General features: G+C 66.3%; 9 protein-coding genes. 4 read left to right on the forward strand and 5 right to left on the reverse strand.

The window, feature by feature from the left end; translation table 11 throughout:
• Nucleotides 1–66 precede the first annotated feature (66 nt).
• The 4 genes from DLM85_RS00120 to DLM85_RS00135 all read right to left on the reverse strand — a co-directional run bounded on the left by DLM85_RS00120 (nt 67) and on the right by DLM85_RS00135 (nt 6,749).
• The gene (locus tag DLM85_RS00120; RefSeq protein ID WP_111476044.1) at nt 67–777 is read right to left on the reverse strand and encodes a dihydrofolate reductase family protein; all 711 of its coding nucleotides are present in this window, start codon (nt 775–777) and stop codon (nt 67–69) included.
• 156 nt (nt 778–933) lie between these two features.
• Nucleotides 934–2,370, reverse strand: coding sequence for a TolC family protein (locus tag DLM85_RS00125; protein ID WP_111476045.1), 1,437 nt, complete (start codon nt 2,368–2,370; stop codon nt 934–936).
• Nucleotides 2,363–5,554 carry an efflux RND transporter permease subunit gene (locus tag DLM85_RS00130; protein WP_111476046.1) on the reverse strand — a complete coding sequence of 1,064 codons (3,192 nt, stop codon included), beginning with the start codon at nt 5,552–5,554 and terminating at the stop codon, nt 2,363–2,365. Before DLM85_RS00130 ends, DLM85_RS00125 begins: the two co-directional genes overlap by 8 nt.
• A gap of 106 nt (nt 5,555–5,660) precedes the next feature.
• Nucleotides 5,661–6,749, reverse strand: coding sequence for an efflux RND transporter periplasmic adaptor subunit (locus DLM85_RS00135; protein ID WP_111476047.1), 1,089 nt, complete (start codon nt 6,747–6,749; stop codon nt 5,661–5,663).
• A 753-nt stretch (nt 6,750–7,502) separates the two neighbouring features.
• Here DLM85_RS00135 and DLM85_RS00140 point away from each other — a divergent pair.
• Complete coding sequence (locus DLM85_RS00140) at nt 7,503–10,136, forward strand: GDSL-type esterase/lipase family protein (protein WP_111476048.1); 2,634 nt, start codon at nt 7,503–7,505, stop codon at nt 10,134–10,136.
• A gap of 161 nt (nt 10,137–10,297) precedes the next feature.
• On the opposite strand, the gene DLM85_RS00145 is transcribed toward DLM85_RS00140, so the two are convergent.
• Nucleotides 10,298–11,341, reverse strand: a complete 1,044-nt coding sequence (locus DLM85_RS00145) for a LacI family DNA-binding transcriptional regulator (RefSeq protein ID WP_111476049.1) — start codon at nt 11,339–11,341, stop codon at nt 10,298–10,300.
• A 233-nt stretch (nt 11,342–11,574) separates the two neighbouring features.
• Between DLM85_RS00145 and DLM85_RS00150 the strand changes: the two genes are divergently transcribed.
• From DLM85_RS00150 to DLM85_RS00160, 3 genes are all read left to right on the forward strand, one after another.
• Entirely contained in the window at nt 11,575–12,171 is a 597-nt protein-coding gene (locus DLM85_RS00150) for an RNA polymerase sigma-70 factor (protein WP_165821951.1), read from the forward strand.
• Between the two features lie 636 nt (nt 12,172–12,807).
• On the forward strand, nt 12,808–13,815 hold the full coding sequence (locus tag DLM85_RS00155; protein ID WP_111476051.1) for a FecR family protein: 1,008 nt from the start codon (nt 12,808–12,810) through the stop codon (nt 13,813–13,815).
• Between the two features lie 56 nt (nt 13,816–13,871).
• The gene (locus tag DLM85_RS00160) at nt 13,872–17,297 is read left to right on the forward strand and encodes a SusC/RagA family TonB-linked outer membrane protein (RefSeq protein WP_111476052.1); all 3,426 of its coding nucleotides are present in this window, start codon (nt 13,872–13,874) and stop codon (nt 17,295–17,297) included.
• Nucleotides 17,298–17,312: the final 15 nt, after the last annotated feature.

A 17,312-nucleotide genomic window follows, 5' to 3' on the forward strand; every position in this document is an offset into this window, starting at 1 on the left:
CGCCGGCGCCGAAGCCGGCGCCGATGCAAGGCACGCAGGCGGCTGATCATAAGGGTGTTGGCCTGGCTACGCCGCGGCTGGCCGGAAGCGGTACTTCAGCCACACCACGTCGTGGTCGAGGGGCTGCACCTGGGTCAGGTGCAGGCGCGTGGCCGGGCCTTTGCGCAGGTACTCGCTGACTTCGAAGGTGGTCGGCGACCGGGGCGTGCCGTCGGCTATGGGCAGCAGCAGCAGGCTCAGCTCGTCGATGAGGCCGGCATTGAGCAGGGAGCCGTTCAGGTGCCCGCCGCCCTCCAGCATCAGCGTCTGGATGGGAAACAGCGCGGCCAGCTGCTCCAGGGCCGCGGCAAAATCAATTTCCGTGGCGCCGGCAAACAGGTAGGAAATGCGCCGGCGCTGCAGGTAATGAAGATAGGCGTCGCTCACCTGCTCGGTCAGCACCTCGATGATATGGTCGCCGCCGGTGGTGTTGGCGTCCCAGCCGAGCTTGCCGTGGGCATCGACGGCAATGGCAAAGGAGCGGGCCTGCGCGTCGCCGATAAACGGCTCCCGCGCTATCGGCTGCGGGGCCGGCAGCAGCTCGGGCTGTACCCCGCCCGAGAAGTCGCGCTCCATGGTGATGCGCCCGCACATCCAGGCCTGGCTGGTGAAGGTGTCGTGGTACTGCTCGAAATACCCGGCGAAGGTGCGGGTCAGCTCCGCGTCGCGCCAGTTGGCCGAGAGGATTTTGCCGTCCACCGAGGACATCATGTGGCAGATGACGTAGGGTCGTTTCATGGGTCTGGCATTGGTTAGGCCTCCTGATACGGCACTGGCGGCCCCGCGGGTAGAGGGCCGGGCGCCCGGGCCGCCCCGGCGGTGCCCAAACGCGAGGGGCTACGCAGCGCCGCTGCGTAGCCCCTGGTGCCTGGTAGCGGCCTGATGCGAAGGCGGTTAGCGCCAGCCGCCGCCCAGAGCCCGGTACACGTTCACCGTAGCGTTCATCTGCTGCATCTTGGTTTCGATCAGGTCGAACTTCGATTCCAGGGCGTCGCGCTGGGTGAAGAGCACTTCCGTGTAATCGGCGCGGGCCGAGCGGAAAAGGCTGTTGGAAATCGTGGTCGACTCGTTCAGGGCCTGCACTTCCCGGGTTTTTTCGCCGTAGCTCTTTTCCAGGTTGTTGATGCTGGCCAGCTGGTTGGACACCTCGAGGTAGGCGTTGAGCACCGTGCGCTCGTACTGGTACACGGCCTGGGTCTGGCGGGCATTGGTACTGTAGTAGAGCGCTTTGATGCCGTTTTTGTTGATCAGCGGCGCGGCCAGGTCGCCGGCCAGCGAGAGGAGCAGCGACTCGGGCATGGTGGTGAGCAGAGCCGGATTGAACGCCTGCAGGCCCACGGCGCCGGTGATGCGCAGCGCGGGGTAGAAGTTGGCGCGGGCCACCTGCACGTCCAGCCGGGCGGCGGCCAGGTTCTGCTCGGCCTGCCGGATGTCGGGCCGGTTCTGCAGCAGCTGCGCGGGCACGCCGCCCCGAAGGGCCTGCGGCACCAGGTCGTTGAACGAGGCGTCGTCGCGCGCAATCGGCTGGGGGTAGCGGCCGGCCAGGAAGTTGAGGCGGTTTTCGGTTTCGACGATGCGCTGCTGGATGCTGTACTGAATGCTCTGGGTGTGGTGCAGCTGGGCCTCAAAACGGCGCACGGCCAGCTCGGTGGTGCGCGCCGATTCCTTCTGCAGCTTCACTAGCTCCAGCGCGTTGCGCTGAATGTCGATGTTCTGCCGGACGATGAGCAGCTGGTTGTCGAGGGCCAGCAGCTCGTAGTACGCGGTGGCCATTTCGGCCACCAGGTTGGTCACCGTGAAGTTTTGGCCTTCCACGGAAGCCAAGTAGCGCAGCGTGGCGGCCTGGCGGGCGTTGCGCAGCTTGTGCCAGATGTCCACCTCCCAGCTGGCAAACGCGCCCACCCGGAAATCCGTCAGCGGGTCGGGCGTGCGGCGGGCGGGCCGGATGTCGACGTTTTCCTCCGTGGCGCCCTGAATGGTGTAGCGGCCCACCTTTTCGGCTCCGGCGGCGGCGCCCAGGCCCACCGTGGGCAGGTACTCGCCCTTGCGGGCCCGCACCTCCTGCCGGGCAATGTCGATTTCCTGCCGCGTGATGTTCAGCTCCTGGTTGCGCTGCAGGGCCGTGTCGATGAGGGCCACCAGGTTCGGGTCGGTGAAAAACTGCCGCCACGACACCCGGGCCGCGTTGGTCGAGTCTGCGGGGGCGCCGGCGTAGCTCACCGGCACGGTCTTGTTCGCGTTTTTCTGCACCAGGGTCGGCGTTTTGCAGCTCGCCACCGCTAAAGCCAGCACGGCCGCGCCCAGGCCCTGATAAATACGTTTCTTAAGCATGCGACTCAGCAATTTCTTCAACTAAAACGTGGGGCTCGAACTCGGACAGCGGGTGCTCGTTCTCGTCGTGGATCAGCTTGCGGCCGTCGGCCAGCGTGCCGAAGATGTAGTACAGCCCCGGCACGATGATGACGCCGAAAATCGTCCCGAACAGCATCCCGCCCAGGGCCGAAGTGCCGATGGTGCGGTTGCCGATGGCGCCCGCGCCGTGGGCCAGCACCAGCGGAATCAAACCGGCAATGAAGGCGAAGGAAGTCATCAGGATGGGCCGGAAGCGCACCTTGGCGCCTTCAATGGCCGCCGCGCGCACCGTCATGCCCTCCTCGCGCTTCTGCACCGCAAATTCCACGATGAGCACCGCGTTCTTGCCCAATAGCCCCACCAGCATCACCAGCCCCACCTGGGCGTAGATGTTGTTGGCCAGCCCCATCCCCTTGATGAGCAGGAAGGAGCCGAAGATGCCCGCCGGCAGGGAGAAGATGACGGCCAGCGGCAGCAGGAAGCTTTCGTACTGGGCGGCCAGCACCAGGTACACGAAGGCCAGCACCACCAGGAAGATGTAGATGGCCTCGTTGCCGCGGCCCACCTCGTCCTTGGAGAGGCCGCCCCAGTCGATGTCGTAGCCGCGGGGCAGGGTTTTGGCGGCCACTTCCTGCACCGCCTTAAGGGCCTCGCCCGAGCTGTAGCCCGGGGCCGCGTCGCCGCGGATGGAGGCGGTGGGGTACATGTTGTAGCGGTTGATTTCGTTGGCGCCCTGGCCCTTCACGATTTTCATGAAGGCCGAAAACGGTACCATCTCGCCCTTGTCGTTCTTCACCCACATGTCCAGGATGTCCTTGGGCAGGCGGCGGTACTCGGGCGAGGCCTGCACGAACACCTTGAAGAAGCGCTGGTACTTGATAAAGCCCAGCTCGTAGGTCGAGCCCACCATGATGCTCAGGGTGTTCATGGCGTTGCCGATGCTCACGCCCTTCTGCATGGCCAGCTGGTTGTCGATCTGCAGCTCGTACTGCGGGTAGTTGGCCGAGAAGAAGGTAAAGAGGCCGGCCAGCTCCTTGCGCTTTTTCAGCTCGGTCATAAACTCCTCGTTCACCTTTTCCAGCGCCTTGTAGTCGCCGGTGCTGGTTTTGTCGAGCAGCTGCAGCTGGAAGCCGCCCGCCGCGCCGTAGCCCGGTACTGCCGGCGGCTCGAAGAACTCGATGGTCGCGCCCGGAATTTCCTTGGCCTTTTGCTCCAGCCCCTCCACGATGTCGTGAATCGACTGCTTGCGCTTGTCCCAGGGCTTGAGGTCGATGAGCAGGGTGCCGGCGTTGGAGCCGCGGCCCTCGGTCAGCACCTCGTAGCCGGCCAGCGAGGAAATGCTTTCCACCCCGGGCACTTCCTTGGCCAGCTTGGAGAGCTGCTGCGAAAGGGCGTTGGTGCGCTCCAGCGTCGAGCCGGGGGGCGTTTGGATGATGGCGTAGAGCATGCCCTGGTCTTCGGCCGGAATAAAGCCCGAGGGCAGCGTGGCCGAGATGCCGAAGATGCCGAAGCCGAACAGTGCCAGGATGCCGAAGGTGATAAGGCGGCGGTCGACTACCTTTTCCAGGAAGTTGGTGTAGTGGCCGGTCAGCTGCTCGAAGCCGCGGTTAAACCAGTCGATGAAGCGGTTGATGGGCGTTTTCTTGCGCGGCTGCCCGTGGGTGTTCTTCAGAATCATCGCGCAGAGCACCGGCGTCAGGGTCAACGCCACGATGCCCGAAATGACGATGCTGGAGGCCATGGTGATGGAGAACTGCCGGTAGAAAATGCCCACCGGGCCGCTCATGAAGGCGACGGGCACGAACACGGCCGTCATCAGCACGGTAATGGCAATGATGGCGCCGCTGATTTCGCCCACCACCTCGCGCACCGCGCCGTAGGGCGAGAGGTGCTTTTCCTCCATCTTGGCGTGTACCGCCTCCACCACCACGATGGCGTCGTCGACCACGATACCGATGGCCAGCACCAGGGCGAAGAGCGTAATCATGTTGATGGTCATCCCGAAGGCCTGCATGGCAATGAAGGCCCCGACCAGGGACACCGGCACGGCAATAATGGGAATCAGCGTGCTGCGCCAGTCGCCCAGGAACAGGAACACCACCAGGGCCACCAGGATAAAGGCGTCGCGCAGGGTGTGAATCACGTTTTCCGTCGACGCGTCGAGGAAGTTCGACACGTCGTAGCTGATTTTGTAGTCCATGCCGGGGGGCATGGTTTTTTTCAGCTCCTCCAGCTTCGACTTCACGCGCTTAATCACGTCGGAGGCGTTCGAGCCGTAGGTTTGCTTGAGCACGATGGCGGCCGAAGGGTAGCCGTCGAGGTTGGAGTAGATGTCGTAGAACTCCGAGCCCAGCTCTACATTGGCCACGTCCTTGAGGCGCAGCGTCTCGCCATTCGAGTTGGCCCGGATGATGACGTTCTTATACTCCTCCACGTCGTTGAAGCGGCCCTTGTAGGTCAGCACGTACTCCAGCGCCGAGGCCTCCTTGCCGTCGGAGCGGCCGATGCGGCCGGGGGAGCCGATGACGCTCTGGTCGTTCAGCGCCTCCATCACGTCGTCCACCGACAGGTTGTAGGCCCGCATGCGGTCGGGCTTCAGCCACACGCGCATGGCGTATTGCCGGCTCCCGAGGATGCTGGCGCGCCCAATGCCGTCGATGCGCTGGATTTCGGGCAGCATGTTTACCCCGGCAAAGTTGAAGAGGTACCGCATGTCGGTATTCTTGTCCTTGCTGTAGAGGTTCACGTACATCAGCATGTTGGGCACCACGCGGTTGACCACCACGCCCTCGCGCTGCACCAGCACCGGCAGGCGGTTCAGGATCTGCGCGATGCGCGTGTTCACGTTCACCACCGCCTGCTCCGGGTCAGTGCCGAGGTTGAACACGATCTGGATGTTGGCCTCGCCGGCCGATACGGCGTCGGAGGTCATGTACTTCATGCCGGGCACGCCGTTGATGGCCTGCTCCAGCGGAATGAGCACCGACTCGGTCAGCACTTTGGCGCTGGCGCCCGGGTAGGCCGTGCTCACCATCACCATGGGCGGCGAAATCTCCGGGAACTGGGAGTTCGGGAGGGTATTGATGGCCAGCACGCCCAGGAACATGATGACCACCGATATGACGATGGCAAATACGGGCCGGCGAAGGAATCTACTGAACATGTTTATGCGCTTGTTGCTAGGGTAGGGGGGGAGGCGGGTAGGAGGGTAGGAGGCAGAGCACGTAACTCTTACCCTCCCACCCGCCTACCCTCATGCCCTTCAAATACTACTCCGAGTAAGTTTTCAGGTGCGGAATCACCGCTTTCGGGTCTTCGTACTTGAAGTCGATTTTGTCGCCGTCTTTCACCTTGCGGATGCCTTCGAGCAAAATGTTGTCGCCCGCTTTCAGGCCGCCGGTGACGACGAACAAATCCGGCATTTCGGCCCCCACGGTGACTTCCGTCTGGTGCACCCGCCGCTTGGCGTCGACCACGTAGACGAACTTCTTCTCCAGCACTTCAAAGGTGGCTTTCTGCGGGATGATGAGGGCGTTTTTCAGGGGCACGGTCATCAGCACCGAGCCGGTTTCGCCGTTGCGCAGCAGGCCCTTGGGGTTGGGGAAAGTGGCCCGGAAGGCGATGTTGCCGGTTTCGTTGTTGAAGTCGGCCTCGATGGTCTGCACCACACCGGGCTGGTCAAACACCTCGTTGTTGGCCATGCGCAGCCGCACGTTCAGCGGGCCAGCGGCCTGGGCGTGGGTTTTGTAGGCCAGGTACTCGGCCTCGGGCACGTTGTAGTACACCCACATCTTGCTGTTGTCCGACAGGGTGGTCAGCAGGTCGCCCTCGTCGACGAGGCTGCCCAGCCGGGCCTGGAAGTGGTCCATGATGCCGCTGAACGGCGCCCGGATGGTGGTGAAACCCAGGTGCGTCTGGGCCAGGGACACTTCGGCGCGGGCCTTTTCCAGCTTGGCCTGCGACAGGGCCAGCTCGTTGGCCGACACCACGTTCTTGTCGGCCAGCTTCTTGGTGTTCTGGTACTCGATGCCCACGAACTTGGCCTCGGCCTCGGCTTTTTTCAGCTCGGCCTGGTAGAGCAGCGGCATGATCTGGAACATGAGCTGCCCCTGCTTCACTTGCTGCCCTTCATCGACGAAAATCTTCTGCAGGTAGCCTTTTTCCAGCGCCCGCAGCTCGATGTGCTGGATGGAGTGAATCTGGGCCACGTACTCCTTGGTAATGGTCGTGTCGCGCTGCAGTGGGCTGGTAACCAGGAATTTTACCTTTTCTTCCTTGGCCTCTTGGTGTTTCGAGCAGCTTGTGGTGCAATACCAGACAACCAGGCTCATCAGCATGAGCAGGAATGTTCTTTTCATGAGAATCTGGAAAGTGATTCTAGCGGATGTGGAGTGGTGGAGAAGTGCGCAAAACGGGGTGCCGGGCCGCTGCCTCGGGGCACCCGGCGGCTGCCGGGGATGCCCCGGCAGCCGCCGACGTAGCCGGCCGGGGGATATGCATGCGTTGTAAGCGGCCCTGCGCCCGCCGCCCGGCCTGCGCCCCCGGGGGCAATGCCCGCCCCGGCCTTGATCGGGGAAGACAAATTGGAGGGGCAAGAGCGGCGCGGCAGGGCTTAGGTGGTGAGTTGACGCTGCAAACCAAAGCAGGCAGGCATGAAGCGGATATGAAGCAAGGCGCTACCTGGCTGCCGCACTCCGGACATCCGCGGGCGCCGGGCGCAGCGACAAAAAGCCGGCGCGGGCGGGCCGCCGGAAATTTATGCGGTGCGAGTAGGGGTGATGGGGCCGATGGGTGTAGTACCCCAAACGTTTGCAGCAGCCGGTCACAAACGTTTGGGGCTGCGGCCGCTACTTCGGCGTGGTCCGGGGCCCACCCGGCGCCCTTTCCCAATCCTTGTTCAATGGCTCACCCATGCTTCCGCATTGCCCGGCCGAATCCCGGGCGTAGCCGCCGCCAGCGGCGGCTGCGCCTGGGTGGTGAAGCAAAAAGGCAGTCGGCAGTTGCGGGTGGTCGATTAGCAGGCTGTTCTGATGCAGCCCGCTCCCAACTGCTGACGGCCCGTCGCTGGCAACTCAAAACGGACAACTCCCACCCCTCTTTCCCCAATTTTCATGCGTAGACTGCTACTTCTACTGGCCTGGAGCGCCCTGATGGGGGGCGCGGCGCGGGCGCAGGCCGTGCGCTCGGTGCTGGCCGATTTCGGGCCCAACGACGTGACCAACGGCAACATCACGCCCAGCCCCGACGCCAACGGCAATTACTGGAACAACATCCTGAACCAGACCGGCGTGGCCGATACCTTCCGCCTGGTCGACCGCGCCAACGCGGCCACCGGCATCAAGCTCAAGGTGGGGGCCAACTTCCTCACCAACGGCATTGCCACCGGCGGCCTGCTCGCGCCCGACCCGGCCTTGCTCGGCCAGTACGCCATTGCCACCGCCACCCAGGACTACTTCTTTCTGCAGGGCACCGGCGCCACCAGCGTGGGCACGCTGCGCCTCAGCGGGCTGGACCGCTCGAAGCGCTACGTGTTTCACCTCTTCGGCAGCCGCGTGGCCACCGCCGAAACCCGCGTGACGCAGTACAAGCTCACCGGCAGCACCGTCAACACCCTCACCCTGACCACCACCGGCCCGGGCGTGGGCGCGGGCGGCTACGCCGGCAACAACAACACGCTGGCGCACTCCGACACGCTCACGGCCGACGCCAGCGGGGCCATCGTGCTCGAAGTCAGCAAGGCCGCCGGCTCGTTTGCCTACCTGAACCTGCTGCGCATCGACGTGGTGCCCGGGCGCCCCGCGGGGGTGAGCTACGCCTTCCAGAACACCGGCTTCGAGCTGGGTAACCTGAGCTTCTGGACGGCCACCGGCAACGCGGCCGGCGCCTCGGTAACCACCGTCACCAAACACCTGGGCGCCTACGCGGCCCGGCTCAGCGGCGCCAGCGTGGGCCTGCAGCAGCAGATCAGCTACCGCCCCGCCGCGGGCGTGACGAGCTACCGCCTCAGCGGCTACTTGCTGAACCCCAGCGGCGCCGAGGCCCTGCGCGGTGCGCAGTCGGCCCACCTGGAGCTGCTCTACTACGACCAGGCCCTGGCGCTGCTCGGGCGCTTCCGCTCCGATTCGCTGGTGGCCGCCTCGCCCGCCAATGCCTGGACGCGCCTCGACGCCATCGGCACGATTCCGGCGGGCACGGCCTTCGTGCGGGCCGCCGCCGTGTGGCGCAACGCCGCCGGGGCCGCCGGCAGCGCCTACTTCGACGACCTGGAGCTGGCTCCCTACGTACCCCAGAACCCCTTTAAGCTGACCTACATCGGCTCGTCGGGGGCCTACGGCACGGGTGCCACCAACAACCGCGGCTACACCACCCTCTACGCCGAGCTGCTGACGCGCCGCAACACCGCCGGCCGGGGCGCGCCCTGGGTGACGGCCAACGTGTGCGTACCCGGCAACAACACCGTGGACGTACTCGGCCGCTTCGAGCGCGACGTGCTGCCCCAGAACGGCCGGTACGTGATGATCGGGCTGGTGCTCGGCAACGAGGGCATCATCACCGGCGGGCAGGCCACCTTCAACCAGTTTCGCACCAACCTGATCCAGCTCATCACCCTGGCCCGCGCCAACGGCCTGGTGCCCATCGTCAACAACGGCTACACCCGCAACGACTACACGGCCACCCAGTACACCTTCACCCGGCAGATGAACGCGCTGATCCACGGCTGGAACGTGCCCAGCGTGAACCTGCTCGGCGGCGTAGACGACGGCAACGGGCGCTGGGCCGAGGGCTACTGGTGGGACGCGCTGCACCCCAACGACCGGGGCCACGCCGAGCTGTTGTACACCGTGGTGCCCTCGCTGCTGGACGCGCTGCACGCGGGCAAGGCCCTGCCGACCCGCCGCGCGAGCAGCGGTATCGTGCTGCGCAACGCCGCCACGGCCCCGGCCGACCTGATCCGCCTGACGCCCGAAGAGGTGGTGCACCCCTTCACCACTGCCTTGCGCTTCCGCACCGCGCAGGCCGGCCGCCTGGTGGAAGTGCAGGACAGCGCCGGCCTGAGCGCGGGCACCATCCGCATTGCCAGCAACGGCAAGGTGGTGTACCAGTCGGCCCGGGGCAACACCATCAGCGGCACGGTGACGGTGACGGACAACCGCTGGCACCAGCTGGTGCTGACCCACTACTACGCCCGCGGCGCCACCCAGCTCTACGTCGACAGCGTGCGCGAGGGCACCGTGCAGGAGCGCCTGCGCCCCACGCGCCTGGACCTTGGCGGCAACCAGGCCCCGGCCCGCCTGCAGCTGCGCGACTGGCTGTTTTACCGCGCGGGCATGAACCAGGACGAAATCCGGGCCCTGGCCGCCGACTCGCTGCTCAAGTCCAGCCAGGAGCTGTACGCCCCGCTCGACGGCCGCCGCGTGGTCAGCGCCGACTCGCTCACCAACCAGGCCCAGAGCCTGAACACGCTCACGCGCATCAGCAGCCCGCTGGCCGCGCGCGAATCGGCCCGGGCCGCCCTCGTCAGCCTCTACCCGAACCCGACCACCGGCGCGCTGACGCTGCAGGCCCCGCTGCACCTGGAGGGCGTGCCCGTGACGGTGTACGACCTGGCCGGCCGCGCTGTGCTGACGGCGCCGGTGCGCCACGGCCGCCTGAGCGTGGCCCGGCTGCCGGCGGGCATCTACACCCTGGCGTTGCGGCTGCCCGGCGAAACCATTCACAAGCGCCTGGTGAAGCTGGGCAACTAACCCGGCCCGGGGCGGCCAACAACAGAAAAGGCGGCTGCCCGGTTGGGCAGCCGCCATTTTGCATACGGGCCACGGGCAGAAGCAGCGCCAGGCTTTCACCCGCGGCCGCCAGACCACCGCACCAGGTGCCACACGCAAGCATGAGGCCGGGCCGCGCGGCGCTACTTCCGCGGCTTGCGCAAGGACGACTCGCGCACCAGCAATTGGGGCTTGAGCACCACGTTGCGGGGCTGGGGCTGGCGGTGCTCGGCGGTGTGGTGCAGCATCTGCTGCAGCAGGCGCACGGCCGAAATGCCCATCGTCTCGCAGCCCTGGTCCACGCTGGTCAGGTTGGGCTCGGTGAGGGTGGTGAAGGTTTCGTTGCTGAAGCCGGCCACGGCCACGTCCTGGGGCACGCGCAGCCCGGCGGCCTTGATGACGCGCATGGCGCCCACGGCGGCCAGGTCGTTGGAGGCAAACACGGCGTCGGGCGGGGCGGGCAGCTCGCGCAGCAGGCGCTGCATGGCCTCGGTGCCGCCGGCCTGGCTTTGCTCGCAGAACACGATGAGCTGCTCGTCGAGGGGCAGGCCGTGGTCGCGCAGCGCGTCGCGGTAGCCCTGGTGGCGGTTTTTGTGGATGCTCATGTGCAGCGGCCCCGAGAAGTGCGCAATGCGCCGGCAGCCCTGCTCGATCAGGTGCTGCACCACCTGGTAGGCGCCGGCGTGGTCGTCGAGCACCACGGCCGAAACGTTGGCCCCGCGGAAGTCCTCCACCACGCGGTCGAAGAACACCAGCGGCACGCCCTGCTGGCGCAGCTCCTCGAAGTGGCTGATGTCCTGGGTGGTATTGGCCAACGACACCATGATGCCCTCCACCTGGTTGTGGCGCAGCAGCTCGATGTTCTTTTTCTCCTGGGCCGCGTCCTCGTTGGATTGGCAGATCATCACCGTAAAGCCGGCCTTGCTGGCCTCGGTGGCAATGCCGTGCACCACCTGCGGGAAGAAGTGCCCGGTAATGTGGGGCACCAGCACGCCCAGCGTGTTGCTGCGCCCGCGGCGCAGGGCCGCCGCCAGCTGGTTGGGCTGGTAGTTCAGCTCCTGGGCCAGCTTGCGCACCCGGGCTTTGGTCGCCTCGCTCACCTCGCTGTGGTCGGCCAGGGCCCGCGACACGGTGGAGGGCGACAGGTTGAGTTGTTTGGCCAGTTCCGTCAGGGACACCCGCTGCATCGTCGTCGTTGGTTAAGTCAAGTTGCGCCGCGTGAAAACCCGCGCCGGCCGCTGGGGTTACGATTGCCCCGGTGGCGGCCAACGGCCCCACGGGCGCAGCACCGGGCCAAGTTACCGCCCCGCGCCCGATAATCGGCACGCCGAGTATCGGGCGGGTCCGAAATGGGATTCTGCCCCGCCACCCGCGTGATTTTTTTGTTAATTTTAGTGCCCTTTTTCAACCCTCCGCCCGAGTGGAAGTAGCGCGTGACTTTTCTGAACTGGACTGCCTCCGACGGCTGCGGCTGGGCGACGAGCGGGCCTTCGACGCGCTCTTCCGGCACTACAGCGCGCTGGTGTACCGCTTCGCCTACAGCTACCTCAAGGCCCGGCCCGAGGCCGAGGAAATCGTGCAGGAGTGCTTTCTGAAAATCTGGGAAAAGCGCGCGCAGATTCACGACGACGTGCCGCTGAAGGGCTACCTCTTCACGGTGGCCCACCACGCGGTGCTCAACCAGCTGCGGCGGCGCCAGCACCACCTGCGCTTCCAAGCCTACACCACGGCCGCCGCGCCGCAGCACGCCCAGGTGGGCAACGAGGCCGAGTTTGCCGAGCTGGAAACGCTCTACCGCTCGGCCCTGGAGCAGCTGCCGCCCAAGCGCCGCGAAATTTTCGAGCTGAGCCGGCAGCAGGGCCTCTCGTACCCCGAAATAGCCGCCCAGCTCAACCTCTCGGTGAAAACCGTGGAAGCGCAGATGTCGCACGCGCTGAAATTCATGCGCGAGTATTTTCAGGCCCACGGCGAAGGCGCCGCCGGGCTGGTGCTGGTGCTGGCGGTGGCCGGGTGGTAACCGGGCGGTTGCGGGCGGTGAGGGAGTGGCGTCTGGCCCGCAATGCAGCACGTCAGGCCGAGGGCAGCCGAGGCATCCTCGCGGGCTGACCATTTACCTGAACGCAAGCCGCGTTATCCTGAGCAGAGCGAACCGCAGGTCGACGTAGTCAAGGACCTGGCTCGAACCATGACTGCTAAGCGCAGCCACCATGCCCAATCGTTTGGGCATGGTGGCTGCGCTTCGACGTTCACGCGCTCCTCAACAGCGTCTGCACTTCGTAGGCAGCGGCGGTGCAGGGCGCGACCCGGGTCTTGCGTCCTCGCTTGATGCGCGATATGCTCCGGGTGACGGGCTTTTTGTCCGTTCAACAGATCAATCAACGCCTGCGCAGCCATCCAGCTACCGGCCAAAAAGTGCTGTTCCAGCCCTGGCGGCCGCACTGACGGCACAGCTGGCCGCACTTTATCGGGCTGAGACAGAACGCACTTGCATTTTTTTTCGGGGTAGAGTAGGGGGGATGCCCCCCAGCGGTGTAGTACTGCAAACGATTGGGGAATTCACTCCCAAACGTTTGGGGCGCCACCCCGCCGCCGGCCGTGCGTGCCCGGCGCTGCATCACCCGGTAGCCCGCCCCTTTTCACCAGCCCCGACCCTATGCCCCTGGATATTACCCAAGACCTTTTTACCCGCTACGTGCAGGGTGCCGCCACCGCGGCCGAATCCGACGCCGTGCGCGCCTGGCTGGCCCAGCCCGCCAACCAGTTGCTGGCCCAGCACTGGATGCGCCAGCACTGGGACGTGCTGGCCGACGCGCCCGCCCAGCCCCTGGCCGACGAGCCCGACTACGACGACCTGCTGGTGAACCTGCACGAGCAGCTGGGCTTTAGCCGCGACGAGCTGCCGGTGGCCGCGCCCTGGTGGCGCCGCTGGGCCGCCGCCGCGGCCGTGGCCCTCACCGTGGGCGCGGGCGGCTGGCTGCTCTACTCGCAGCGCGCCGCCACGCCGCAGGAACTGGCCACCGACTACGGCCAGACGCGCACCGTGCAGCTGCCCGACGGCTCGGAGGTGACCCTGAACGGCCACTCCAAGCTGCACTACGCCCCGAAGTGGACCAGCGAAGGCCCCCGCGAGGTGTGGCTGGAAGGCGAGGCCTACTTTTCGGTGAAGCACCAGCCCAACCACCAGCGCTTTTTGGTGCACACCCAGGCCGGCTTCAACGTGGAAGTGCTCGGCACCAAGTTCACCGTGTACCGCCGCCGCGAGCAGGCCCGCGTGGTGCTGCTCTCGGGCAAGGTGCGCATCGACTTCGAGGACCATAAGCGCCCCGACGTCATCCTGAAGCCCGGCGAGCTGGTGGAAACCCGCGACGCCCAGCCCGCGGCCGTGGTGCACAAGGCCGTGCGCACCGCCCCCTACGCCTCCTGGAAAGACGCCCGCCTGGTGCTCGACGAAACGAGCATCGGCGAGCTGGCCACCCGCCTGCAGGACACCTACGGCATCACGGTGGAGGTGCAGACGCCCGGCCTGACCGAGCGCAAAGTCACCGGCTCCATGCCCGTGGGCGACCTGGACGTGCTGCTGCTGGCCCTGGAAGAAGCCTTCGACCTGCACGCCACCCGCGAGGGCAACCGCATCATCCTGGCCGACAAGGCCCGGCCCTAGACCCATCGGCGGGCCGCCGCCCCACCTCCCGACGCCATTCCCACACTTTTTCTGATATGAACGAGTCCTCTACGCCCCTGGGCCGGCTGCTGACGCGCCCGACCACCCTCACGGCGGGCATTCTGCTGCAGGCGCTGCCCCTGGCCGCCTCCGCGCAGCTGCTGGCCGTCAACCACGCTGGCGGCCAGCACCCCGCGGTGGCGCCGGCCGTGGCCGAAAGCGTGGCCCTGAAGTCCCTGCTGCGGCAGTGGGAAACCGAGTACCGCGTCACCATCTTCTACGAAAGCAACGTGGTGGGCAACAAGCGCGTGCTGCCGCAGGCCACCGGCTCGCTCGAAGACAAGCTCAGCGCCGTGCTCCCGCAGGCCGAGCTGCGCTTCAAGAAGCTGCGCGACGACTACTTCGTGGTGGTGAGCGAGCCGGCGGCCGGTGCCGCCAGCGCCACCCCCAGCGGCGCCGCCACGGCCGACGTAGCTGTATCGGGCCGCGTGACGGGCGCGGGCGGCGAGGCCCTGCCCGGCGTGACGGTGCTGGTGAAAGGCACCGCCATTGGCACGGCTACCAACGCCGACGGGCAGTTCGCGCTGAACGTGCCCGAGGGCAGCACCCTGGTCTTCACGGCCGTGGGCTACGTGCGCCAGGAAGTGCCGGTGAGCGGCGCGGCCTCGGGCCTGAGCATCACCCTGCAGGAAGACCTGCAGGCGCTGAGCGAAGTAGTGGTAGTGGGCTACGGCACCCAGTCGCGCCAGGCGCTGACGACCTCCGTGGCCTCGGTGAGCAGCGAAGCCCTGGAGCGGCAGCCGGTGGCGGGCTTCGACCAGGCCCTGCAGGGCCAGGCGGCCGGCGTGCAGGTGACGGCGCCCTCCGGCGCGCCCGGCGCGGGCATCAACGTGCGCATCCGCGGCAACGCCACGGTGAGCCTGAACGCCTCGCCGCTCTACGTCATCGACGGGGTGCCGGTGCTCCCCACCTACGACCAGGAGCTGGGCGTGAGCGGGCAGCGCCCCAACCCGCTGAACGCGCTGAACCCGAACGACATCGAGAGCATCGACGTGCTGAAGGACGGCGCGGCGGCGGCCATCTACGGCCTGCGCGCTTCCAACGGGGTGGTGGTCATCACCACCAAGCGCGGCAAGGTGGGCAAGGCCCAGGTGGGCTTCAGCATGTACTACGGCCGCCAGACGCTGCGCAAAAAGCTGGACGTGCTCAACGGCCAGCAGTTTGCCGCCCTCTACAACGAGATGCGCGCCAACGACGGGCAGGACCCGGCCTACCGCCCCGACACGGTGCGCACCACCGACTGGCAGGACGAGGTGTACCGCACGGCCAGCATCCAGAACTACCAGCTGAACGTGTCGGGCGGCACCGACAAGACCCGCTACTACCTGGCCGGCGGCTACTTCAAGCAGGACGGCATCAGCCTGAACTCGGGCTTCAACCGCTACAACTTCAAGCTGAACCTGGACCAGCAGCTCGGTACGCGCTTTCGCGCCGGCACCAGCCTGAACCTGAGCCGCACGCTGAACAACAACAGCACCCGCAGCGAAAACGGGGCCGGCAGCTCGGGCACCGTGCTCGGCACGCTGGCCTACATCCCGACGGTGCCGGTGCGCGCCGCCGACGGCTCGTACGCGCTGAACCCCTTCGCCCGCAACTTCGACAACCCGGTGGGCAACCTGCTGGAAAGCCGCAACCTGGCCACCATCTACCAGGTCATCGGCAACGTCTACGGCGAGCTGGACATTCTGAAAAACCTCACGCTGCGCTCCACGGCGGGCATTGATTTCCGCTCGCAGATCGAGAACGAGTTCTGGACCCGCGACTTCCCCGGCAACCCCGCCGACCCGGCCGCCCGGGGCCGCGCCCGCACCAGCACCAACCAGCAGGTAATCTGGCTGCAGGAAAACACGCTGACCTACCGGCCTGACCTGGGCGAGAAGCACGACCTGACCCTGCTGCTCGGCGAGTCGATGCAGGCTTCGGACCGCTTCACCTCCAGCGCTAGTGCTAATGGGTTTGCCACCAGCTCAGTGCCCTATCTGCTAGCCGGCTCAAAGTTTAGCGCGCCGAGCAGCTACGAAGACCAATGGGGCCTGGTGAGCTACTTCGGCCGCGCCATCTACAACTTCGACCGCCGTTACCTGCTCACCCTCAGCCTGCGCGCCGACGGCTCCTCGCGCTTCCGCGACGGGGAGAAGTTCGGCTACTTCCCGGCGGTGGGCCTGGGCTGGCGCGTGTCGGAAGAAAGCTTCTTCCCCAAGGGCAAGACCGTGTCGGAGCTGAAGCTGCGCGGCTCGTTCGGGGCCAACGGCAACCAGGAGTTCTACACCTACGCTCGGTTTCCGCGCTACAGCAGCAGCAACCTTACCTATCCCGGCGTGGGCACAAACGTAGCTGCGGGCGTGACGCAGACCGACATCGGCAACCTGGACCTGAAGTGGGAAACCACCAAACAGTACAACCTGGGCCTGGACGTAGGCATGTTCGACGACCGGCTCACGCTGACCCTGGATGCCTACCGCAAAGACACCCGCGACCTGCTCACGGACGTGGACATTCCGCTGAGCACCGGCTCGAGCAACACGAAAATCCTGCAGAACGTGGGCCGCATCCGTAACCACGGCGTGGAGCTGGGCCTGACCACCACCAACGTGCGGGCCGCCGACAACGGCTTCGGGTGGACCACCAACCTGAACCTGACCATGAACCGCAACGAGGTGCTGGATCTGGGCCAGGTCATCAACACCGACGGGCGGGCGGTGGACCGCCGCCTGCCCAGCGGCAACGGCTTTACGCTGGTGGGCCAGCCGCTCGGCGTGTTCTACGGCTACCAGGTGCAGGGCATCTTCCAGAGCCAGGCGGAGGTCGACGAGGCGCCCTTCCAGGCCTCGGCCACCGCGGCCGGCGACATCCGCTTCCGCGACCTGAACGGCGACGGGAAAATCACCGACCTGGACCGCACCATCATCGGCAACCCCAACCCCAAGGCCATTGGCGGGGTGACCAATACGTTTACCTACAAGGGCCTGGAGCTGAGCGTATTCTTCCAGGGTAGCTTCGGCAACGACGTGTACAACCAGAACCGCGAGACGCTGGAATCGATGGCCAACCCCATCAACCAGACCACCCGCGTGCTGAACCGCTGGACGCCCACCAACCGCGACACCGACGTGCCCCGCGCCGTGCTGGCCGACCCCAACGGCAACGCCCGCTACTCGGACCGCTTTATCGAGGACGGCAGCTACGTGCGCCTGAAAAACCTCACGCTGGCCTACAACGTGCCCGCCGGCCTGACCCGGCGTGCCTACATCAGCGGCCTGCGCGTGTACGCCACCACCCAGAACCTGGTGACCTGGACCAAGTACTCCGGCTACGACCCGGAAGTCAGCTCCGACCCCTTCTCCACCACCGGCTTCGGCCGCGACTTCGGGGTGTACCCGCAGGCGCGCACCTACACCGTGGGCCTCAACGCCACGTTCTAAGCCGCTTCCCACGCC

Origin of the sequence: Hymenobacter edaphi (assembly GCF_003258365.1) — a bacterium.
In the GTDB taxonomy this organism is placed as follows: Bacteria; Bacteroidota; Bacteroidia; order Cytophagales; family Hymenobacteraceae; genus Solirubrum; species Solirubrum edaphi.